Here is a 19,577-nt window from a genome sequence, read left to right on the forward strand (position 1 = left end):
GCTCGCAAATTGGGTCCCTGCCTTCGCAGGGACGACGTGCTTATGTTCGCTGCTTGTGTTCGCTGCTGATGTACGTTCCTCATGTACGCTACTCATGTACGCTCTCCTCTTCGCCGACGGAAATTGCCGCATGACCTACCGCCTCGCCATCTTCGACTTCGACGGCACGCTGGCCGACTCCTTTCCCTTCTTCCTCAGCGTCTTCAACACGATCGCCGACCGCCACGGTTTCAAGCGCATCGACATCGCCAACTCCGCCCACCTGCGCCACCTCGGCACGCGCGAGATGATGGATCACGTCGGCATGCCGGCCTGGAAGCTGCCGCTCGCGTCCAGGAGCTTCATCGCGATGATGAAGGACGGCGCCGACGGCATTCCCCTGTTCGACGGCATCGCCGACGCGCTGCGCCACCTGCACGGCAGCGGCGTGCGCCTGGCCGTGGTCTCGTCCAATTCCGAGCACAACGTGCGCACGGTGCTGGGCCCCGAGCTGGCGGGACTGGTCGAGCGCTTCGAATGCGGCATGTCGGTCTTCGGCAAGGCCAGCCGCATCCGCGCCGTGCTGAAGGACTGTGGCATCGCCGCCACGGACGCCATCTATGTCGGCGACCAGGGCACGGATGCCGATGCCGCCGACAAGGCCGGTGTCGGCTTCGGCGCCGTGCACTGGGGCTACGCCGCCATCGAGGCGCTGCGCGGGCACCCCTGCGCCACCGAATTCGCCACGCCGGCCGACCTGGCCCGGATTTCCCTGTAACAACTTTTACATTTGCCTACCCAGGCTGGATTGAAGACAAATACTTCGCATGCTAAACTTTCGCATATAAACAGTGCCCAAGCAAATATTTACATAGCAAAGTTCCCATGCCTCTCACCGACCAGACCCTCAGCAGCCTGACGGCCGCGCTATCCAACAGCGCCCGCGCCTACCGTGCCGCCGCCGACAAGGTGGCCTCCGACTTCGGCCTGTCGCAGGCGACCGGCCTGCCCGTGCTGGTGATCAGCCGTTTCGGCGAGAGCGGCGTGCGCCCCGGTGTGCTGGCCGACACGCTGAGCCTGGAGGCATCCTCGCTGGTGCGCATCGTCGACCAGCTGATCGAATCGAAGCTGGTCGAGCGCCATGACGACCCGCAGGACCGTCGTGCCAAGATCCTGCGCCTGACGGACGAGGGCCTCAAGACGGCCGCCCTGATGGACCAGGCGCTGACCCCGTTCCGCCGCACGCTGTTCGGCGCCTTCGATCCGGCCGACGTCGAAGGCTGCGTGCGCGTGCTGACCGGCCTGCCGGCCGCCATCGCCGCCCTCCAGGAGCAGGCGCAGGCCCAGGCGAACGACAGCAAGCCGGCATGAAGCTCGTGTCGCGCTCGGAGATGCTGTTCTCCGTGAAGTCATTCGCGGCAGCGATGCTCTCGGTATACATATCGATGCGCATCGGCCTGCCGCGACCTTTCTGGGCGATGATGACCGCCTACATCGTGTCCGCCCCGTTTGCCGGTCCGACCCGTTCCAAGGGCCTGTACCGCGCCTGCGGCACGATCCTGGGCGGCATCGCCGTCACCTTCATCGTGCCCCAGCTGTCCAATTCGCCCGAGCTGCTGTCGCTGGCGCTGGCGCTGTGGATCGGCGGCTGCCTGTTCGTGTCGCTGCTGGACCGCACGCCGCGCTCCTACCTGCTGATGCTGGCCGGGTACACGGCCGGCCTGATCGCCTTCCCGGCCGTGAACGAGCCGGGCGCGATCTTCGACATCGCCCTCGCCCGCGTCGAGGAGATCGTGCTGGGCATCACCTGCGCGACCCTGGTGCACAGCCTGGTGCTGCCGCAGCCGTTCGCACCCGTGCTGCTGGCGCGCCTGGACGGCGCGGTGCGCGACGCCCAGCACTGGATCCACGACGCCCTGAACCCGGCCGGCGACGAACGCAGCCCCGCCGACCGCCGCAAGCTGGCCGGCGACATCACCGAGCTGCGCCTGATGAGCACCCACCTGCCGTTCGACACCTCGCACCTGCGCTGGACCGGCAACGCCGTCAATGCGCTGCAGGCGCGCCTGGCGCAGTTCGTGCCGGTGGTCTCGGGCATCGAGGACCGCCTGGCGGCCCTGCGCGACATGGGCGCCCACGCCGTGTCGGCACACTGGGATGCGCTGCTCAAGGACGTCGTCGCCCTGACCGACACCCCGAAAAGCCACGACATCGGCGCCGACGGCGCGCGCCTGCACGCCCGCATCGACGAGCTGGCCCCGCCCGTCTCGCGCGCCCTGAGCTGGAGCGGCCTGGTCGAACTGAACCTGGCGGCGCGCCTGCGCCGGCTGGTCGACCTGCTGGTCGAGACCCGCACGCTGCGCCAGCGCATCGACGCCGGCGTGCACGGCCGCCTGCCGCGCGAAGTGCGCCACCAGGCCGGCATTCCCGTCAGCGCGCTGCACCTGGATTACGGCATGGCCGCGCTGTCGGCGTTCGCGGCCATCGTCGCGGTGCTGATCTGCTGCGCCTTCTGGATCCTGACCGGCTGGCCGGGCGGCGCCACCGCGCCGATGATGTGCGCGGTGCTGTGCTGCTTCTTCTCGACCCAGGACGACCCGGTCCCGTTCATCAAGAGCTTCCTGGCCTGGACCATCTATTCGATCCCGGCGTCGGCCGTGTACCTGCTGGTGCTGCTGCCCGCGATCCACGGCTTCGAGATGCTGGTGCTGGTGTGCGCGCCGATGTTCCTGGTGCTGGGCGTGCTGCTGGCGCGGCCGGCCACGTTCGGCCGCGCCATGCCTTTCCTGTTCGGCATCTGCGGCACGCTGGCCATGATCGACACCCACAACGCCGACATGGTCACCTTCACCAACAGCATGCTGTCGCAGGTGTTCGGCCTGACCATGGCCGCCGTCACCACGCGCGTGGTGCGCAGCGTGGGCGCCGCCTGGACCGCACGCCGCCTGCTGAAGGCCGGCTGGAACGAGCTGGCGCGCCTGGGCGGCGGCGAAAAGACCACGATGCCGGAATTCTCGGCGCGCATGATCGACCGCGTCGGCCAGCTGGCGCCGCGCCTGGCGCAGGCGGCGCGCGCCAATCCCGAATCGCTGCAGGACCTGCAGGCGCGCGACGCGCTGCGCGACCTGCGCATCGGCCTGAACATGACGCTGCTGCAGAACGTGCGCGCCCAGCTGGGACGCGGCGAAGCGGCCCTCGGTCCGCTGATGGCGCAGCTGTCGCGCCACTTCGCGCACATGCCGTCCGTCGACGAGGAGGGCGAGACGCGCCTCCTTGACGCGCTCGACAATGCGCTGCGCGCGATCTGCGACGGCACCCGCGACGCATTCCAGCGCGAGGCGCTCGCGGCCCTCACGGGCATGCGCCGCGACCTGTTCCCCAAGGCGGCACCGTACCAGCCGGCCGCCATGTCCGCAATCTGACCCAAGGAGATCCGATGATCGGCGAAGTCAGCATCTATGGCCTCTACCTTCCTCCGCTCCTGCTGCTCACGCTGGCGGCGCTGGTGGTATCGCGCCTGTTCAACCTGGTCCTGGCCAGAACCGGTTTCTACCGGCTGGTCTGGCACCCGGCCCTGTTCGATTTTTCATTGTTCGTCATCGTGCTCGGCGCGCTGACCTATTTCACACGCAACTGGTCCTGACATGGCTACGAAAAATTTTCTTCCGGCGATCGGCCGGGTGGGTATCACGCTGCTGGTGAGCGCCGGCGCGGTCTATGCGGGTTGGCAGCTGTGGCGCCACTACGAGGTCGAACCCTGGACCCGCGACGGCCGCGTCAAGGCCTACGTGGTGCAGGTGGCGCCGGACGTCACCGGCCAGGTGACCAAGGTCTACGTGCACGACAACCAGCGCGTCGAAGCGGGCGCACCGCTGTTCGACATCGACCGCGCCCGCTTCGAGCTGGCGCTGCGCCAGAGCGAGGCGCAGGTGACGGCGGCCGAGGCCGCGCTGGCCCAGTCGCTGCGCGAGAACAAGCGCAATACCCAGCTGGACGACCTGGTATCGCAGGAAACCCGGGAGCAGGGCCAGACCCGCAGCGACCAGGCGCGCGCCGCGCTGGCCCAGGCCATCGTCAACCGCGACACGGCGAAGCTGAACCTGGCGCGCACCCGCGTCGTCTCCGCCGTCAGCGGCACCGTGACGAACCTCGACCTGCGCGAAGGCGCCTACGCCACCGCCGCGCGTCCGGTGATGGCCGTGGTCGACAGCGGCTCGTTCTACGTCGAGGGCTACTTCGAAGAGACCAAGCTGCCCGGCATCCAGCTCGGCGACCGCGTCGACATCACGCTGATGGGCAGCCGCCAGCCGATCAAGGGCCACGTCGAGAGCTTCGCCGAGGGCATCACGGACCGCGACCGCAGCACGGGCGCCAACATGCTGCCGAACGTGAACCCGACCTTCAACTGGGTGCGCCTGGCCCAGCGCATCCCGGTGCGCATCGCCCTCGACCCGGTGCCGGCCAACGTGCGCCTCGTCGCCGGCCAGACCGCGACCGTCAAGGTGCTGGCCGGTCCGGCCACCGCGCCCGCGGCCGCTCCTGCGCCTGCGCCTGCTCCCGCGGTGCCGGCCGCTGCCAAGCCGGCCGCCGTCGCCAGCGCCGCCACCGCTACCACGCATTGATAACGACACGTCGTAGGGTGGGCACCATGTGCCCACCATGCGCCCGAACGGGCGCCACGCGACCACACCGAGCAACCATCATGAACCGCATCCGCTCCACCGCCCAGAAAGTCCTGACGCTCACCGCCCTCGCCGCGGCGGTGGCGGCCTGCACCACGGTCGGCCCCGACTACCACGTGCCGAAGGAAGCCGTCGTCCAGCGCGACGCCGCCAAGGCGCCGTTCATGGGCGCGGCCGAGAAATCGTATTCGTCCGAACCGCTGCCGGCCGACTGGTGGCACCTGTACGAGGACCCGCTGCTCGACAAGCTGGTCGCCAAGGCCTTCGCGGCCAACGCCGACCTGCGCGTGGCCGCCGCCAACCTGGAGCGCGCGCACGGCGTGCTCGAGGAAGTCGAGGAAAAGAAACGCCCCGAAGTCGAGATGGGCGTCGCGCCCATCTATGGCCGCATCGCCGGCGCCTCGATCGGCGTGCCCGAGCAGATCCCGCGCGGCGGCCTGTACGACGGCGACATCAAGATCTCGTACCAGGCCGACATGTGGGGCCGCATCCGCCGCGCCGTCGAGGCGGCCGAAGCGGACCAGGAAGCCGCCCAGGCGGCGGCCGACCTGGCCCACGTGATGGTCGCCGCCGACACCACGCGCGCCTATGCCGATGCCTGCGCGGCCGGCTACCAGCTGAAGGTGGCGCAGGAGTCGGTGGACCTGCAGCAGCGCTTCGTCAAGCTGACCGCCGAGCGGGTGCAGCGCGGCCGCGGCATCGCCATCGACAACAGCCGCGCCCAGGCCCAGCTCGACCAGCTGCGCGCCAACCTGCCGCCGCTGGAAGCACGCCGCCGCACGGCCCTGTACCGCCTGGCCGTGCTGACCGGCGAGGTGCCGAGCCAGTTCCCGGCCGAAGTGGCGCAGTGCGCGACGCCGCCGCGCGTGGCCAGCGCCGTGCCGGTCGGCGACGGCGCCGCCCTGCTGCGCCGCCGTCCCGACGTGCGCCAGGCCGAACGCCTGCTGGCCGGCGCCACCGCGCGCATCGGCGTGGCCACCGCCGAGCTGTACCCGAACATCAGCCTCGGCGCCTCGTTCGGCGGCGTGGGCTTCATGAAGGACTTCGGTGATGCCAATACCTGGAAGTTCAGCCTGGGCCCGCTGATCTCGTGGAGCCTGCCGTCGACCAGCTCGGCGCGCTCGCACATCGCCCAGGCCAAGGCCAACACGGCCGGCGCCCTGGCGCGCTTCGACTCGGTGGTGCTGAACGCGCTGCGCGAGACGGAAAGCGCGCTGACCGTCTACGCCCGTGAACTGGACCGCAACGCCGCGCTGCGTGCCGCGCGCGACCAGAGCGCCCTGGCCGCGCGCCAGACCGCCAAGCTGTACCAGTTCGGCCGTGCCGACTTCCTGGCGGCGCTGGACGCGGACCGCACGCTGGCCACCTCGGAAAGCATGCTGGCGGCATCGGACGCGCAGCTGGCGATGGACCAGGTGCAGCTGTTCCTGGCGCTGGGCGGCGGGTGGGAGAATACGCACCAGGCGCATGGCGAGGGGCATGAGGGCAAGCACGAAGCGAAGGAAGAACACGTGGCGCAGGCTGGCCACGAGAAATAAGCATGACGTCGTCCCCGCGCAGGCGGGGACCCAATTCCGTTGCTGGTCACGACATCTTATCGAAGCCGTGCACGCAAAATTGGGTTCCCGCCTTCGCGGGAACGACGTGTTATCACTCCCTCACAACACCTTGTCGAGCGTGATCGGCAAGTCCCTCACCCGCTTCCCGGTCGCGTGGAACACGGCATTCGCGATCGCCGCGCCCACCCCGGTAATGCCGATCTCGCCGATCCCCTTGGCGCCCAGCGGGTTCACGTGCGGGTCGTCCTCGTCGACGATCTGCACGTCGATGTCACGCACGTCCGCATTGGTCGGCACGTGGTACTCGGCCAGGTTGCCGTTCACTGCGCGGCCGGCGCGGCCGTCGATCAGCGTTTCCTCGAACAGCGCCAGGCTGATGCCCCAGACGATGCCGCCCATCAGCTGGCTGTAACCCGTCTTTTCGTTCATCAGCTTGCCGACCCCGTAGGCGCCGACCACGCGCGGCACGCGGATCTCGCCCAGGTCCTCGTCCACTTCCACCTCGACGAAGACGGCGCCGAACGCATGCATCGAGTACTTCTGCTTTTCGTCGCCCGGCTCCGCCTTGGCCGTGACTTCGACCGGGGCGCCGTGGCGCGCCACGATGTCGGCCATGCGCTCGCGCCGCGACGTGTCGTCCAGCAGGTACAGCTCGGCGCCATCGGGCCCGCCGTCGACGCCGACCCGGTCGGGCGTGGCGCCGAACAGGGGCGAGGCCCCGTCCGCCGCCGCGATGCCGATCAGCTTCAGGCGCAGCGCGTGGCCCGCGGCCTGCACGGCCGGCGCCACGCTGGCCACCGTCGTCGAGCCGCCGGACACGGGCGCTTCCGGCATCTGCGAGTTGCCCAGCTCGAAGCGCACGCGCTCGACCGGCATGCCCAGCGCATCGGCCGCGACCTGGGTCATCACGGTATAGGTGCCCGTGCCCAGGTCCTGGGTGCCGGAGCGGAACAGCGCGCTGCCGTCGGGGTGCAGCGTGGCCGAGCACTCGGCCGGCGAGCGGTTGGTCGGGTAGGTGGCCGTCGCCATGCCCCATCCCACCAGCTTGCCGTCGCGCCGCATCGAGCGCGGCTGCGGATCGCGGTCGCGCCAGCCGAAGCGCTCGGCGCCGATCTCGTAGCACTGGCGCAGCGACTTGCTGGACCACGGCAGTTCCTTGCCGGGATCGCGCTCCGTGTAGTTCTTCAGGCGCAGGTCGAGCGGGTCCATGTGCAGTTCGGCCGCCAGCTCGTCCATCGCCGACTCCAGCGCGAACGAACCGGATGCCTCGCCCGGCGCGCGCATGAAGGTCGGCGTGCCCAGGTTCATGCGCGCCAGGCGGTGCGTGGTCGCCTGGTTCGGGCTTTCGTACATCATGCGCGTCATGAGGCCGCAGGGCTCGATCCAGTTTTCCAGCACCGACGTGTAGGCGACGGTGTCGTGGCGCGATGCCATCAGGCGCCCGTCGTCCATGGCACCCAGCTGCATGCGCTGGTCGGTGACGGGGCGCTGGCCCACGGGGCCGAACATCTGGTTGCGGTCCAGCGACAGCTTGACGGGGCGGCCGACCTGCTTCGCCGCCATCGCCGCCAGCACCACGTGCGACCACACGGAACCCTTGGAGCCGAAGCCGCCACCCACGTAGGGGCAGATCGCCGTGACGTTGTCCGGCGGGATGCCGAAGATGCTGGAGACGATGCGCTGCACGCCCTTCATGTACTGCGTCGAATCGTGCAGCGTGAGGCGGTCGCCGTCCCACTGGGCGATCGTCGCGTGGGTCTCGAGCGGATTGTGGTTTTCGATGGGCGTCGTGTAGGTGGCGTCCAGGCGCGTGCCGGCCGCCTGCATGCCCGTGTCGACGTCGCCGCGTTGCGTGTCCGGCTCCTCCGTCAGCACTTTTTCCGGCGGATAGGTCGACTGCTTCGCCTGCTCGAAATCCAGCACGGCGGGCCTGCCCTCGTACTCGATCTTCAAGCGGGCGCCGGCCTCGCGCGCCCGTTCGTAGGTGTCGGCCACGACGACGGCGATCGGCTGGTTGTTGTAATAGACCTCGTCTTCCTGCAGCAGCGTCAGGCGCCGGCCGATGGGCGGCTGGATCTTGCCGTCCTTGGTCTCCTGCGGCAGGCGCGGGGCGTTCTGCGGCGTCATCACGAGCAGCACGCCGGGCACCTCGCGCGCGGCGCCGTCGTCGATGCGCAGCACACGGCCGGCGGGAATCGTGCTCGTGACCAGCACGGCGTGTACCAGGCCCTCGACGGGATGCTCGGCAGCATAGCGGGCGGTGCCGCTGACCTTGGCCCAGGCGTCGACGCGGTTGATGGGGGTGCCGATCGTCGTCATGCCTTACCTCCCGTCATGCCGGTTGCGATTCCGGTTGCAATAACCAAGGCACGCGCCACCGCGCGCGGCGCCAGCGTCACCTTGAATGCGTTGTGCGGATACGGCCGCGCGCCGGCGACGGCCGCTTCGCCGATGCGCGCCAGCGCCGCATCGTCGAGCGCGTCCAGCGCCTGGCCGCGCAACAGGTTCTCGGCCTCCACGGCGCGCCAGGGTTTATGGGCCACGCCGCCCAGCACGATGCGCGCGTCGCGCACCGTGTCGCCGTCCAGGTCGACGGCGGCCGCCACCGACACCAGCGCGAACGCATAGCTGGCGCGGTCGCGCACCTTCAGGTAGTGGGCATGCCGTGAGAACGGCGACGGCGGCAGTTGCACCGCCACGATCAGTTCGCCCGGCTGGATCACGGTATCGTCCTGGGGACGGTCTTCCGGCAGGCGGTGGAAGTCGTGGATGGAGACCTGGCGCGCGCCGTCCGGCCCCTGCAGGTGGACGACGGCATCGAGCGCCGCCAGCGCCACGCTCATGTCGGACGGGTTGGTGGCGATGCAGTGCTCGCTCGCGCCCAGGATCGCGTGGATGCGCTGGTGGCCGTCGAGGGCGTCGCAGCCCGAGCCGGGTTCGCGCTTGTTGCAGTGCTTGAAGGCGGGGTCGGTGAAGTAGTAGCAGCGCGTGCGCTGCAGCAGGTTGCCGCCGACGGTGGCCATGTTGCGCAGCTGGGTCGAGGCGCCGTTGAGCAGCGCTTCGGACAGCAGCCGGTAGCGTTGCCGCACCAGCGGGTGGTTGGCGGCCGCCGTGTTGCTGGCCATGGCGCCGATGGAGAGGCCGCCGTCCGGCAGCTCCTCGATGGCCGACAGGGCCAGGCGGCTGACGTCGACCAGGCGCAATGGCCGTTCGATGCCGCTCTTGTACAGGTCCAGCAGGTTCGTGCCCCCGCCGATGAACTTGGCGCCGGGCTGGCGCGCCAGCTCGATCGCATGGTCGACGTCGCGCGCGCGGTCGTAGGATAGCGATTGCATGGTGGCTCCTTATGCCTGGCGAATCGCATCGCGCAACACCACGCTGCGGATGGCCTTGACGATGTTGGGATAGGCGCCGCAGCGGCACAGGTTGCCGCTCATGCGCTCGCGGATCTCGTCTTCCGACAGGGCGCCGGGCGCGAGCTCGTCGCCGTCGGTCAGCATGCTGGCCTGGCGCGCCTTCACTTCGTCCAGCAGCGCCACGGCCGAACACACCTGGCCTGGCGTGCAGTAGCCGCACTGGAAGCCGTCGCAATCCATGAAGGCCTGCTGCATCGGATGCGGCGCGCCGTCCTGGGCCAGCCCTTCCACCGTGGTGATCTCGCGGCCGTCGTGCATGACGGCCAGCGTGAGGCAGGCATTGATGCGCTGGCCGTCGACCAGCACCGTGCAGGCGCCGCACTGGCCGCGGTCGCAGCCCTTCTTGGTGCCCGTCAGGTGCAGCACTTCGCGCAGCGCGTCGAGCAGCGTGACGCGCGGCTCGATCGTCAGGTTATGTTCCGTGCCATTGATTCGCAACACCAACGGCTGCGGGGGCACATGGGGCGCGGCATCGGCGCGCCGTTCGAGCAGGCTGTGTTCGTCGTCTGGCATTCCATCATCTCCGTCGCGGGGGGCAATCCGGACATGATCATCGAATTCGCGAAATGGCGGAGCGCGACAGAATGTAATTCCTTCAAGAAATCAACGACTTGGCGCGAATCGTGGCATGCGGCGTTGCAGCGACGGGCAGAGGGGTTCTATACTCGCAGGGTGATGCACACGAGCATCGTCTACAGGAATGCCCATGCGTGCCCCCTTACTTCTGCTGACCCCGCTGTTGTTGCTGGCCGGCTGCGTCAACGACTCGGCCAGCTACGTCATCGACGGCAGCGATCATGCCCTCACCGTGGCTGTCTCGCAGAACTTTTTCTGGAGCAAACAGGCGAGCGTCCGCCTGATCGCGGCGCGGCTTCCCGATTGCCAGCGCCAGTTCGACTTCGGCAAGGCCGCGCTGGACGACCTGAATATCGAATTGTTTTCCACCGGCGAGGAATCCTTCCTGCTGCGCTCGGGCGACGAGATGTGGCAGATCGAGACGCGCAGTTGCTCCCAGCTGCCGGAGCCGTCGGCGGACGTGCAGGCGCAACCGATCGGCGTGTTTCACATGGACGACAAGAAACGTCTCGTGTTCGAGCCCGCCGAAGGCTCGGCGATCGCCACCCAGTAGGACTAGCGCTGCCCCGTCAGCTGGCGCAACCGTGCGATCTCGGCCGTCCGTCCCAGCTTCTCGAGCGCCTGCTCGAGCAGGGTGCGGTCGCCTTCGCGCAGCATGGTCCACTGCGTGAAATACTCGTGCACGGTGCGCCATGGCGGAAATTCGGGCGGCATGCTGCGCCACGCGTTGCCGGTCTGCAGGAAGTACAGCACGGCGCAGAACACGTCGTACAGGTCGTGCTTGCGCGGCCGGGTCTTGCGCCGCGCCGCTTCCAGCATGCCGCGCACGCTCTCGAACTGTTCTCGCGGTACGTCGCTTGGGAATTCTGGCCTGGCCATGGTATTCGCCTCAAAGTGACTTGGAGACGCACGATTCGGAACAGGTTCCCGGACAACTATTGATGGGCATGCTTCCGCTCGACGGCTGACTACCGGATCTCCGTCAATACACGATAGCAGCGTGTCGGCCATCATGGCGCGCCACTGCGGTGCGCCATGGTGTGCGCGCGCCAGCCAGGCATCAGTCCCTGGCGAGGGACAGGAATTCGGTACGCAATGCCAGGTTCGGCTGCAGTTCCCCCAGCAGGGCCGACGTGATCGTTTCCTCGCCGGGCGTACGGATGCCGCGGCTTTCCATGCACATGTGGCGGCACTTGATGACCACGCCGACGGCCTTCGGCTCCAGCACTTCCATCAGGGTATTGGCGATCTGCACCGTCAGGCGTTCCTGCACCTGCAGACGCTTCGAAAACACGTCGACCAGGCGGGTCAGCTTGGACAGGCCGACGATCTTGCCGTTCGGCAGGTAGCCGACCGTGGCCTTGCCGAAGAACGGGGCAAGGTGGTGCTCGCAGTGGCTGTACACGGGAATGCCGCGCACCACGATCAGTTCGTTGTATTCCTCGGCGCCGTCCTCGAAGGCCTTGAGGATCTCGACAGGGTCCTGGTCGTAGCCGGACGTCCAGTGCTTCCAGGCCTTGGCGACCCGCGCCGGCGTCTCGTGCAGGCCGGGCCGGTCGGGGTCCTCGCCGATGCTGGTGAGCAGGCGGCGCCAGTCGCGCTCGGTGAAGGGGGCGGAGTCGCGGTCGTGCTTGTGGTCGTGGCTGGACATGATCAACCCGGGAGTGTCGATTGCCCGAAGTATATAGAAAACACACCAAATCACGCGCGAGCGCGCACTGTTTGCGCAAACCGGACACGTGCGTTGGCAGGACGCGCCAGCATGGTCGATATCCGTCAATCCGGGAGAACAATATGATGGGCAGCACTGTCGTGGAAGTCGCGATCGGCCTGATGTTTTGCTACGGCACGCTCGGCCTGATCGTCACCACCCTGCAGGAAGCGCTGGCGGCGGCCTTCCGCCTGCGCGCCAACACCCTGCTGGCGGGCATCAAGACGATGCTCAACGACCCCGGCTTCGACGGCCTGGCGCGTGCCGTGTACGCGCATCCGCTCGTCAATCCGCACGCGGACGGCAGCCTGCGCGACGAACGCGCGCTGCCCGCCAAGCCCTCGTACATCGAGCCCGCCCATTTCGCCATCGCCCTGGTCGACAGCCTGTGGCAGGCGCCCGGCGACTTCGTCCAGCTCGGCGGCGCGATCGACGCCATCCCCGACCCGCAGGTGCGCAAGGCGATGCTGGGCCTGTACGGCCGCGCGCGCGACCTGCAGCAGTTCCAGGACATGCTGGCCGGCTGGTTCGACAATGCGATGGCGCGCATGTCCGGCGCCTACAAACGCTCGCAGCTCCTGATCTCGCTGCTGCTGGCGCTGCTGGTGGCGATCCTGTTCAACATCGACAGCATCCACCTGTTTCGCACGCTGTGGCAGCAGCCGACGCTGGCCGCCCATCTGGGCGACATTCCCGACGAATTGAATGCCGCCGCCCTGGATGCCATGATGGCCCTGCCGATCGGCTGGACCAGCTTTCCGCCCACGCTCGGGCTGGACTTCGCCCTGCAGGCGGCCGGCTGGCTGATCAGCGCGTCGACCGCCATGTTCGGCGCGCCGTTCTGGTTCGACCTGATGCAGCGCGTGGTGCGCATGCGCGGCACCGGCGCCAGGCCGGACGACCTGCCGCTGGCGTTGCGCGTGGAAGGCAAGATCGCCGCCTCGGCCACCACCACGCCGCGCTGACGCGCACCCCGTCGCCGCGCGGCGGCGCGGATCAGCGGCCGGGCGGACGGTGGGCGTCGACCAGCATGCTCGAGATCGACATCTGCGGCACCCGCTCCGGCCATTCGTCGTCCGGACCGAACCAGCGCGCCTCGACGATTTCGTTGGGGTCGGTGCGGATCTCGCCCTCCAGGTAATCGGCCGTGAAGGCGATCATCAGCGAATGGGGGAAGGGCCAGGACTGGCTGCCGAAGTAGCGCAGGTTGTGCACGCGCAAGCCCACTTCCTCGAACACTTCGCGGTGCACCGTTTCCTCGATCGATTCTCCCGCCTCCACGAAGCCGGCCAGCGGCACGAAGCGCTTGACCGTGTACTGCGCATGCTGGGCCAGCAGGAAGGAATCGCCCTTGCGCACCAGCACCATCATCGCCGGGGAAATGCGCGGATACGCCGTGTGGCCGCAGTTGGTGCACTTGAAGCTGCGCTCGCCCGCCGCCAGCGCCGTGCCGCTGCCGCACACGCCGCAGAAGCGGTGGGTGCGCGCCCATTCGGCGATCTGGAAGGCGCGTCCGGCCACGGCGACGAGGGCCTCGTCCAATTCGCCGAACAGCGAGCGCAGGCCGCGCCAGCCGTAGCCGGCGGGGGCCTGCGCCTCGTCGTCGAGCCAGCCGGCCCGGGCGTAGCGCCCGCCGAGCAGGCCGACCGGCTGCAGGCGCTGCGGATCGAGCCGCAGGCTGCGCACGACCTCCGGGTCCGGCAGCGCGAGGTCGGCGTCGCGCACCAGCAGGCGGCCGGCATGGAAAAGGAAGGAGAGCGGGTCGGCGCTTTCCTGCGGGACCAGCAGAGGCGTGAACGAGGCGGGCGTCTGGAGCATGGGCATCAATCCGTGGCAAAAACCGATCGTCGATCATACCGCCTTTCCGCGGACCGTTCAGGCCGCCGCCATCCCGAACTAAAGCGGTAGAGCGCACTCCAATACTGGACCGCAGCCCAACGGGAGACCACGATGACCGACGCTCCGCTCGTGCTAGGCGTAAAGAGGACGCAGGATATCCGAGCCGTCCCGTGCCAGCCCCGTATCCGCAGTCGATCGTCACAGGAGGAATCATGTCGCGCCGACCGCTGTTGCAACGCCTCGACCCTGCCTCGGTCGTCGTGTTCCGGGCGCTGCACCTGGGTGACATGCTGTGCGCCGTGCCGGCCCTGCGCAGCTTGCGCGCCGCCCTGCCGCGCGCCCACATCGCGCTCGTCGGCCTGCCCTGGGCGCAGCAGTTCGCCGACCGCTTCGCCACCTATGTCGACGAATTCATCCCCTTCCCCGGCCATCCCTTGCTGCCCGAGCAGCCGGTGCGGCAGGACGCGCTGGCGCGCTTCTACAACCGGCTGTGCGCGCGCCGCTTCGCGCTGGCGATCCAGCTGCACGGCAACGGCGACATCAGCAACGACATCGTCAGCGGCTTCGGCGCCGAGGCCATGGCGGGCTTCTGCCGCGGCCCGGCGGTCAGCCGCGACCGCCTCGCCCTGTTTCCCTACCCCGAGATCGGCGCCGAACCGGAGCGCCTGCAATCCCTGATGACGCAGCTCGGCGCCACGTCCGCCGGCACCCACCTCGAATTCCCCCTGTCGCGCCAGGACGAGGAAGAGCTGCAGGCCAACGGCATCGGCCAGGGCCTCGCACCGGGCGACTACCTGTGCATCCACCCGGGCGCGCGTACCCGCGACAAATGCTGGCCGCCGAGCCGCTTCGCCGAAGTCGGCGACCGCCTGGCGGCCGAATTCGGCCTGCAGGTCGTGCTGACCGGATCGGCCGCGGAGCGCGACCTCACCGCCGAGGTGGCGTCCCACATGCACCACGCGCCCATCGACGCGGCCGCCCCGATCTCCATCGGCGCCATGGCGGTGCTGCTGCGCGACGCCCGCCTGCTGCTGTGCAATGACACGGGCGTGTCCCACATCGCGTCCGGCCTCAAGCTCAAGAGCGTCGTCGTGTTCAGCAAGGCGGACATCGCGCGCTGGGCCCCGCTCGACCGCATGGCCCACCGCTGCATCTGGGACCCGGGCGCGGAACGGGCCAAGGTCGTGCTGCAGCATGCGCGTGCGCTGTTGTCCGATACGGCGCCCAGCCGCCAGCGCAGCGTGGGCATGTGGCCGTACTGGTGAGGCGCCTGGAACCTATCCCGTCTCGTCCAGCGCCCGGCCAGCCAGCGCCGCCACCTCGTCCAGGCCCACGTCGGCGACGAAGCTGGCGTCGTGCGGGCAGCGCTGCGCCACGTTGTCCTGTCCGCACACGGGGCAGCGGGTGCGCAAGGACAACGCGGCATGCAGCAGCGACGGCCGCAAGGGCATGCCTTCGACCAGGTTCGTCAGCCAGAAGATGCCGACGCCGGGCACGCCGAGCGCCAGCGCCAGGTGCAGCGGTCCCGTGTCATTCGACACCAGCAGGCGGGCGCGCGCCAGCAGGCCGCACAAGCCGCCCAGGCCGAGGCGGCCGGCGAGCGCGACGGCCGGATGGCGCATGCGCCCCGCCACCTCGGCCACCAGCGCCGCTTCCCCGGGCGCGCCGTTGATGGCGACCCGCAAGCCCTGCAGCGCCAAGCGGTCGCCCAGCGCCGCGAAGCGGTGGGCCGGCCAGCGCCGGCGCGGATCGCTGGCCCCCGGCTGCAGCACGGCCAGGCGCTCGCCGGGAACGGGCGGCAAGGCCGCGGCCGCCTCGGCGCGGTCGGCGTCGACGAGCGTTAGTTCCGGCAAGGGCGGCACCAACGGCGGCGCGCCTGCCAGTCCGGCGATTTCCAGCAGCGCCAGCCGGCGCGGGACGGGTTCGCGATACGGCAGCCAGCGGTCCAGCGGCGGGGCGTCGCGGGCACGTGCGCCCACGCTCAGGCGCGCCCCGAAGCGCTGCAGGAAGGCGTTCGAATGGCGTCCGCCGCCGTACATCTGCAGGGCGATGTCGAACGATCGTTCCCGCATGCGTGCGATAAAGTCATCGATGGCATCGACGGCATCGCCGCCGGCCTCGGGCGCCGCACCGATTCCGGGTACGGGCGGCATCACGGCAACATCGTCCACCGGTCCCGGCCTGCCTGCGAGGAAGTCGCGGTGCCAGGCCTTGCCGACGAGGGTCAGGCGCGCCGCGGGATAGGCCTGCTTCAATGCATGCAGGGCCGGCAGGGCGAACACGAAATCGCCTACCGCGTTCGGCCGCAGCACGGCGATCCGGTGCACGCGGTCCAATGGCGGATGGCTCCGCTGCGCCACCTGCACGCGCCCCTGCATGGCACTATCCCGGCATGCCGGCATCCTCCGGCGGCGCCAGCGGCAGCACGTAGGGCGCATCGACGGCCCGCTCCGGCACCGTGGTCGGCAATTCCATGTGGTAGGCGCCGGACGGAAAAATGGCGCAGCCGCCGTAACGCGCCATCACGCGCTGCTGGGCCAGCACGTCTTCGCCGCAATGCCGGGGCGGCAGCTGGCGCCAGAAGTCGAACCCGCCGGCGGCGCGCAGCATGGCCGTGTCGAACAGCACGCAGCCGCCGACCCAGGCGACCTTGTAGCGCCGCGTGCTGGCACGGTTCGCGCCCAGCCGCGCCTGGACGTGGAACAGGTTCGCCGCGCTGTGCAGGTGGTGGCGCTCCCAGGCCGCGGTGCCGGGGCGCACCGTTTCCGGCCTGACCGGGCCGTTCCAGAAGGCGATCGTTTCCTGGGCGGGGCGCTGGCGGCCGAGGTAGCTAAGCCCGTGCAGGGCGCTGCCGACGAAGCCGCAACGCTCCGCGCGGATGACGGCGAGCAGCCGCGTGACGAGGTCCGGGTCCAGGATGACGTCGTCGTCGACGAACAGGCAATAGCGGGTGCGCACCTGGTCCAGCAGGAAGGCGCGCTGCTCGGCCATGCCGCGCGCCGGCAGGCGCCGGAAGGTGTCAACGACGCGGCCCGTGGCGCGCAGCCAGCGCAGCACGGCAAGCACTTCGCCCCGGGCGCAGGCATCGTCGTCGGACTGGTCGGCGACGACGATGCGCAGCTGCGGCCAGTCCTGGCTGCCCAGGGTGGCCAGCGTGACGGCCAGCGCCGCGGGCCGGTTACGGGTCGGCACCAAGGCGTCGACGAGCTCGGCCGCGGCGCTCACGGCGCCGCCCTCCCCGGCGCTCGCTCCTGCTCCCGCTCCCGCTCCTGCTCCTGTTCCGGCTCCCTTTCGTGCTCCCTCTCGTGCTCCGGCTGTGGCGCGTGCGCCTGTCCGTTGAGATAGGGATTGAGGGCAGGATCGTTGTACATCTTGAACTGGCGGTAGACCTTGAAATAGGCGTGCCCGCTGCGCGCCTCGGCGAGCAGGGTATCGAGGCAGGCCATCAGGTCATGGCGCTGCGCCTGCAGGCGCTCGAGCTTGGCGCTGCAGGCGCGCACGTGCTCCTCGCCGGCGTCCAGGCGCAGCGCGTGGATGCGCATGTGGTGGATCTTGAGCGCCAGGATCGACAGGCGGTCGATCATGGCCCCGACGGTTTCGCTGGACAGGCGCGCGCCCGCTCGCGGCGCGCCATCGGGCAGCCCCGCGGCCAGGTCGGCCAGCAAGGCTTCGTCGATGCGCTCGACGGCGTCGTTGCGCTTCTGGTTGTAGCGGTCGATCAGGCGCTTGCCGGCGGCGATCTCGGACGGCGGCACGTCCAGCCGGCGGGCGCGGTCCTCCTCGTTCCAGAGCAGGCCGTTGTAGCGGTGGTTGGCGTCGATCCAGGCCCAGGCGGTGCACGGCGTCGCCCCCGCGGGCGGCACGGACGCGCGCGACAGCACCGGCCAGTCGCGCTGGCGCAGCTGGCGGTCGTGGAACCAGGCGACGGATACCGCGTCGATATCGCTTTGCATGAAGACTCCGATCCGGAAACGGACGATGACTTCATTTGGAGCGCGCGATACCTGCTGGAGTTCGCCTCCCGGCAGGTCCGCTTGGCACAGCGCAAAGGCAGTGCGGCACGCGGGCCGCCGCGCCTGCTTACACCGTGTCGATCGCCTCCAGGCGCGCGGCGTGGCGCGCCGGTGCGGCATGCTGCACGTGGCCGGACGCGAAGCCCTGGACGCGTTCCAGGCGGAACACGCTGACCGACTGCGCCAGGCCGGAGGCGCGGTCCAGCAGCGATTGCGAGGCGCCGGCCGCCTCCTCGACCATGGCTGCGTTCTGCTGGGTCACCTGGTCGATCTGGCTGACGGCGTCGTGGATCTGCTCGATGCCGATGCGCTGCTCCTGGCTGGCCGCCGTGATCTCGTTCATGATGCCGGCCACGCGGTGGATGCTGTCGACCACGTCCTGCATCGTGGTGCCGGCCTGGTCGACCAGGCGGCTGCCGTCCTCGACCTTGCTGACCGAGTCCGTGATCAGGGCCTTGATTTCCCTGGCCGCCGCGGACGAACGCTGGGCCAGGTTGCGCACCTCGCTCGCCACCACCGCGAAGCCGCGGCCCTGCTCGCCGGCCCTTGCCGCTTCCACGGCCGCGTTCAGGGCCAGGATATTGGTCTGGAAGGCGATGCCGTCGATGACGGAAATGATGTCGACGATCTTGCCCGCAGATTCGTTGATCGCACCCATCGTGCGCACCACGTCGGCCACCACCGCGCCGCCCTTGGCCGCGACATCCGATGCCGTGGCGGCCAGCCTGTTCGCCTCCTGCGCGTTCTCGGCGTTCTGGCGCACGGTGGCGCTCAGTTCCTCGACCGAGGACGCCGTCTGTTCCAGCGTGCTGGCCTGCTCTTCGGTACGCGAGGACAATTCCATATTGCCTGCGCTGAGCTCGGTCGATGCGCGCGCGATGTCCTCGGTGCCTGAGCGTACCTGGCCGACGATGGCCGCCAGGCTGCCGTTCATGTCGCGCAGCGCGCCCAGCAGCTGGCCGAATTCGTTGTTCGAGCCCGGCTGGATGTCTGCGCTCAGGTCGCCCGCGGCGACGCGGCGGGCGATGGCCACCGCTTCCGTCAGCGGACGGATGATGCTGCGCATCAGGAACACGGCGGCGCCGATCCCGATCAGCGCGCCGGCGGCGATCAGGATGCCCATCAGGATATTGCGATTGTGGAATTCCTCATGCGTGCGGGCGGCATTGGCTTCGCTGCGCTTGCCCAGGAAGTCCTGGAGCGCGTCGTAGGCCGGCTGGCTCTTCTTGTAGGTCGGGTTGATTTTCTTCGTCAGGATCACGCCCGCCTCGTTCCAGTTGCCCGCTTCGATCGCTTTCGTCGCCGCCTGGATGTAGGCAATGCCGAGGCCCTCGCTCTGCTCGTACCACGTGGCGACCAGCGCCTTGGCTTGCGGCGTTTGCAGCGAGGCGCTGAACTCGTCGCGGGCGTGTTCCAGCAGGCGGGTATTGTCGGCGATCGCCTGGAAGTGCACGGCGATAGGATGGTCGTGCAGGCTCGCGTATTCGGTGGCCGGATTGTGCTGCAGCGCTTGCAGCACCTGGCTGCGGTTCGTTTCCATGCGCAGCATCAGGTTGGTGATCATGGCTTTCTGGCGTGCGTCGCGCAGGACGGCGCCTTCGAGCGTGGTGACGGCATGTTGCGTCGCCAGGTAACCCATCGCGCCGACCGCCAGCGTGACGACGATGAGCAGGGCAACAACGGACGTGATGAGGTGTTTGATACTGAAGTGTCGCATCGGTTGACTATCTGTGGAAACCGGCGTGGAAGGAGGAGCGGAGGTCGAGACGCCGGGACTCAAAACCGTCGTTTCTCTTTGCTTT

Annotated in this window: 18 protein-coding genes and 1 pseudogene; 9 read left to right on the forward strand and 10 right to left on the reverse strand. The window is 69.2% G+C overall.

What is annotated here, in order from left to right; translation table 11 throughout:
* Positions 1 to 130: 130 nt before the first annotated feature.
* The 6 genes from ACI1V7_RS14910 (at position 131) to ACI1V7_RS14935 (ending at position 6,199) form a co-directional block, all read left to right on the forward strand.
* Positions 131 to 757 carry an HAD hydrolase-like protein gene (locus ACI1V7_RS14910; protein ID WP_404532575.1) on the forward strand — a complete coding sequence of 209 codons (627 nt, stop codon included), beginning with the start codon at positions 131 to 133 and terminating at the stop codon, positions 755 to 757.
* A gap of 107 nt (positions 758 to 864) precedes the next feature.
* Positions 865 to 1,350, forward strand: a complete 486-nt coding sequence (locus tag ACI1V7_RS14915; RefSeq protein ID WP_404532576.1) for a MarR family winged helix-turn-helix transcriptional regulator — start codon at positions 865 to 867, stop codon at positions 1,348 to 1,350.
* Complete coding sequence (locus ACI1V7_RS14920; RefSeq protein WP_404532577.1) at positions 1,347 to 3,401, forward strand: FUSC family protein; 2,055 nt, start codon at positions 1,347 to 1,349, stop codon at positions 3,399 to 3,401. Before ACI1V7_RS14915 ends, ACI1V7_RS14920 begins: the two co-directional genes overlap by 4 nt.
* Before the next feature lie 14 nt (positions 3,402 to 3,415).
* Entirely contained in the window at positions 3,416 to 3,622 is a 207-nt protein-coding gene (locus ACI1V7_RS14925; RefSeq protein WP_314543511.1) for a DUF1656 domain-containing protein, read from the forward strand.
* A gap of 1 nt (position 3,623) precedes the next feature.
* Positions 3,624 to 4,601 carry an efflux RND transporter periplasmic adaptor subunit gene (locus ACI1V7_RS14930; RefSeq protein ID WP_404532578.1) on the forward strand — a complete coding sequence of 326 codons (978 nt, stop codon included), beginning with the start codon at positions 3,624 to 3,626 and terminating at the stop codon, positions 4,599 to 4,601.
* Between the two features lie 80 nt (positions 4,602 to 4,681).
* The gene (locus ACI1V7_RS14935) at positions 4,682 to 6,199 is read left to right on the forward strand and encodes a TolC family protein (protein WP_404532579.1); all 1,518 of its coding nucleotides are present in this window, start codon (positions 4,682 to 4,684) and stop codon (positions 6,197 to 6,199) included.
* A gap of 120 nt (positions 6,200 to 6,319) precedes the next feature.
* On the opposite strand, the gene ACI1V7_RS14940 is transcribed toward ACI1V7_RS14935, so the two are convergent.
* Genes ACI1V7_RS14940 through ACI1V7_RS14950 form a run of 3 tightly spaced genes read right to left on the reverse strand, consistent with a single transcriptional unit; the run spans position 6,320 to position 10,149 of the window.
* Positions 6,320 to 8,539, reverse strand: a complete 2,220-nt coding sequence (locus ACI1V7_RS14940; protein ID WP_404532580.1) for a xanthine dehydrogenase family protein molybdopterin-binding subunit — start codon at positions 8,537 to 8,539, stop codon at positions 6,320 to 6,322.
* Positions 8,536 to 9,555, reverse strand: a complete 1,020-nt coding sequence (locus ACI1V7_RS14945; RefSeq protein ID WP_404532581.1) for an FAD binding domain-containing protein — start codon at positions 9,553 to 9,555, stop codon at positions 8,536 to 8,538. The genes ACI1V7_RS14940 and ACI1V7_RS14945 overlap by 4 nt, the downstream gene beginning before the upstream one ends.
* A gap of 9 nt (positions 9,556 to 9,564) precedes the next feature.
* Positions 9,565 to 10,149 carry a (2Fe-2S)-binding protein gene (locus ACI1V7_RS14950; RefSeq protein ID WP_404532582.1) on the reverse strand — a complete coding sequence of 195 codons (585 nt, stop codon included), beginning with the start codon at positions 10,147 to 10,149 and terminating at the stop codon, positions 9,565 to 9,567.
* A gap of 193 nt (positions 10,150 to 10,342) precedes the next feature.
* Between ACI1V7_RS14950 and ACI1V7_RS14955 the strand changes: the two genes are divergently transcribed.
* The gene (locus tag ACI1V7_RS14955; RefSeq protein ID WP_404532583.1) at positions 10,343 to 10,765 is read left to right on the forward strand and encodes a hypothetical protein; all 423 of its coding nucleotides are present in this window, start codon (positions 10,343 to 10,345) and stop codon (positions 10,763 to 10,765) included.
* Positions 10,766 to 10,815: 50 nt separating this feature from the next.
* Here ACI1V7_RS14955 and ACI1V7_RS14960 read toward each other — a convergent pair.
* Positions 10,816 to 11,091, reverse strand: a pseudogene (locus tag ACI1V7_RS14960) (transposase); the annotation flags it as partial.
* A 181-nt stretch (positions 11,092 to 11,272) separates the two neighbouring features.
* Positions 11,273 to 11,863 (reverse strand): GTP cyclohydrolase I FolE, encoded by a 591-nt coding sequence (gene folE / locus ACI1V7_RS14965; protein WP_404532584.1) that lies wholly within the window; start codon positions 11,861 to 11,863, stop codon positions 11,273 to 11,275.
* Between the two features lie 143 nt (positions 11,864 to 12,006).
* Between folE and ACI1V7_RS14970 the strand changes: the two genes are divergently transcribed.
* Positions 12,007 to 12,888 carry a hypothetical protein gene (locus ACI1V7_RS14970; protein WP_404532585.1) on the forward strand — a complete coding sequence of 294 codons (882 nt, stop codon included), beginning with the start codon at positions 12,007 to 12,009 and terminating at the stop codon, positions 12,886 to 12,888.
* A gap of 31 nt (positions 12,889 to 12,919) precedes the next feature.
* Here ACI1V7_RS14970 and nudC read toward each other — a convergent pair whose 3' ends face one another.
* Positions 12,920 to 13,741: an NAD(+) diphosphatase gene (gene nudC, locus ACI1V7_RS14975; RefSeq protein ID WP_404532586.1), complete on the reverse strand. Its 822-nt coding sequence runs from the start codon at positions 13,739 to 13,741 to the stop codon at positions 12,920 to 12,922.
* Positions 13,742 to 13,974: 233 nt separating this feature from the next.
* Between nudC and ACI1V7_RS14980 the strand changes: the two genes are divergently transcribed.
* On the forward strand, positions 13,975 to 15,027 hold the full coding sequence (locus ACI1V7_RS14980) for a glycosyltransferase family 9 protein (protein ID WP_404532588.1): 1,053 nt from the start codon (positions 13,975 to 13,977) through the stop codon (positions 15,025 to 15,027).
* Positions 15,028 to 15,039: 12 nt separating this feature from the next.
* Here the strand turns inward: ACI1V7_RS14980 and ACI1V7_RS14985 are convergent, their stop codons facing one another.
* The 4 genes from ACI1V7_RS14985 to ACI1V7_RS15000 form a co-directional block, all read right to left on the reverse strand.
* A complete protein-coding gene (locus tag ACI1V7_RS14985) occupies positions 15,040 to 16,140 on the reverse strand; it encodes a glycosyltransferase family 9 protein (protein WP_404532589.1) in 1,101 nt (366 codons plus the stop codon).
* A gap of 4 nt (positions 16,141 to 16,144) precedes the next feature.
* Entirely contained in the window at positions 16,145 to 16,987 is an 843-nt protein-coding gene (locus tag ACI1V7_RS14990) for a glycosyltransferase family 2 protein (RefSeq protein ID WP_404532590.1), read from the reverse strand.
* Positions 16,984 to 17,715 (reverse strand): DUF4254 domain-containing protein, encoded by a 732-nt coding sequence (locus ACI1V7_RS14995; protein ID WP_404532591.1) that lies wholly within the window; start codon positions 17,713 to 17,715, stop codon positions 16,984 to 16,986. Before ACI1V7_RS14995 ends, ACI1V7_RS14990 begins: the two co-directional genes overlap by 4 nt.
* A 127-nt stretch (positions 17,716 to 17,842) precedes the next feature.
* Entirely contained in the window at positions 17,843 to 19,492 is a 1,650-nt protein-coding gene (locus ACI1V7_RS15000) for a methyl-accepting chemotaxis protein (RefSeq protein WP_404532592.1), read from the reverse strand.
* Positions 19,493 to 19,577 lie beyond the last annotated feature (85 nt).

Source organism: Massilia paldalensis (assembly GCF_044901715.1).
Classification (GTDB): domain Bacteria; phylum Pseudomonadota; class Gammaproteobacteria; order Burkholderiales; family Burkholderiaceae_D; genus Telluria; species Telluria paldalensis.

What these genes read in the sequence shown, in the direction of transcription:
- ACI1V7_RS14910 (WP_404532575.1), top strand. Translation starts at nt 131, where the DNA reads ATGACCTACCGCCTCGCCATCTTCGACTTCGACGGCACGCTGGCCGAC.
- ACI1V7_RS14930 (WP_404532578.1), top strand. Translation starts at nt 3,624, where the DNA reads ATGGCTACGAAAAATTTTCTTCCGGCGATCGGCCGGGTGGGTATCACG.
- ACI1V7_RS14940 (WP_404532580.1), bottom strand. Translation starts at nt 8,539, where the DNA reads ATGACGACGATCGGCACCCCCATCAACCGCGTCGACGCCTGGGCCAAG.
- ACI1V7_RS14935 (WP_404532579.1), top strand. Translation starts at nt 4,682, where the DNA reads ATGAACCGCATCCGCTCCACCGCCCAGAAAGTCCTGACGCTCACCGCC.
- ACI1V7_RS14925 (WP_314543511.1), top strand. Translation starts at nt 3,416, where the DNA reads ATGATCGGCGAAGTCAGCATCTATGGCCTCTACCTTCCTCCGCTCCTG.
- ACI1V7_RS14955 (WP_404532583.1), top strand. Translation starts at nt 10,343, where the DNA reads ATGCGTGCCCCCTTACTTCTGCTGACCCCGCTGTTGTTGCTGGCCGGC.
- ACI1V7_RS14970 (WP_404532585.1), top strand. Translation starts at nt 12,007, where the DNA reads ATGATGGGCAGCACTGTCGTGGAAGTCGCGATCGGCCTGATGTTTTGC.
- ACI1V7_RS15000 (WP_404532592.1), bottom strand. Translation starts at nt 19,492, where the DNA reads ATGCGACACTTCAGTATCAAACACCTCATCACGTCCGTTGTTGCCCTG.
- nudC (WP_404532586.1), bottom strand. Translation starts at nt 13,741, where the DNA reads ATGCTCCAGACGCCCGCCTCGTTCACGCCTCTGCTGGTCCCGCAGGAA.
- ACI1V7_RS14985 (WP_404532589.1), bottom strand. Translation starts at nt 16,140, where the DNA reads ATGCAGGGGCGCGTGCAGGTGGCGCAGCGGAGCCATCCGCCATTGGAC.
- ACI1V7_RS14915 (WP_404532576.1), top strand. Translation starts at nt 865, where the DNA reads ATGCCTCTCACCGACCAGACCCTCAGCAGCCTGACGGCCGCGCTATCC.
- ACI1V7_RS14995 (WP_404532591.1), bottom strand. Translation starts at nt 17,715, where the DNA reads ATGCAAAGCGATATCGACGCGGTATCCGTCGCCTGGTTCCACGACCGC.
- folE (WP_404532584.1), bottom strand. Translation starts at nt 11,863, where the DNA reads ATGTCCAGCCACGACCACAAGCACGACCGCGACTCCGCCCCCTTCACC.
- ACI1V7_RS14945 (WP_404532581.1), bottom strand. Translation starts at nt 9,555, where the DNA reads ATGCAATCGCTATCCTACGACCGCGCGCGCGACGTCGACCATGCGATC.
- ACI1V7_RS14950 (WP_404532582.1), bottom strand. Translation starts at nt 10,149, where the DNA reads ATGCCAGACGACGAACACAGCCTGCTCGAACGGCGCGCCGATGCCGCG.
- ACI1V7_RS14980 (WP_404532588.1), top strand. Translation starts at nt 13,975, where the DNA reads ATGTCGCGCCGACCGCTGTTGCAACGCCTCGACCCTGCCTCGGTCGTC.
- ACI1V7_RS14920 (WP_404532577.1), top strand. Translation starts at nt 1,347, where the DNA reads ATGAAGCTCGTGTCGCGCTCGGAGATGCTGTTCTCCGTGAAGTCATTC.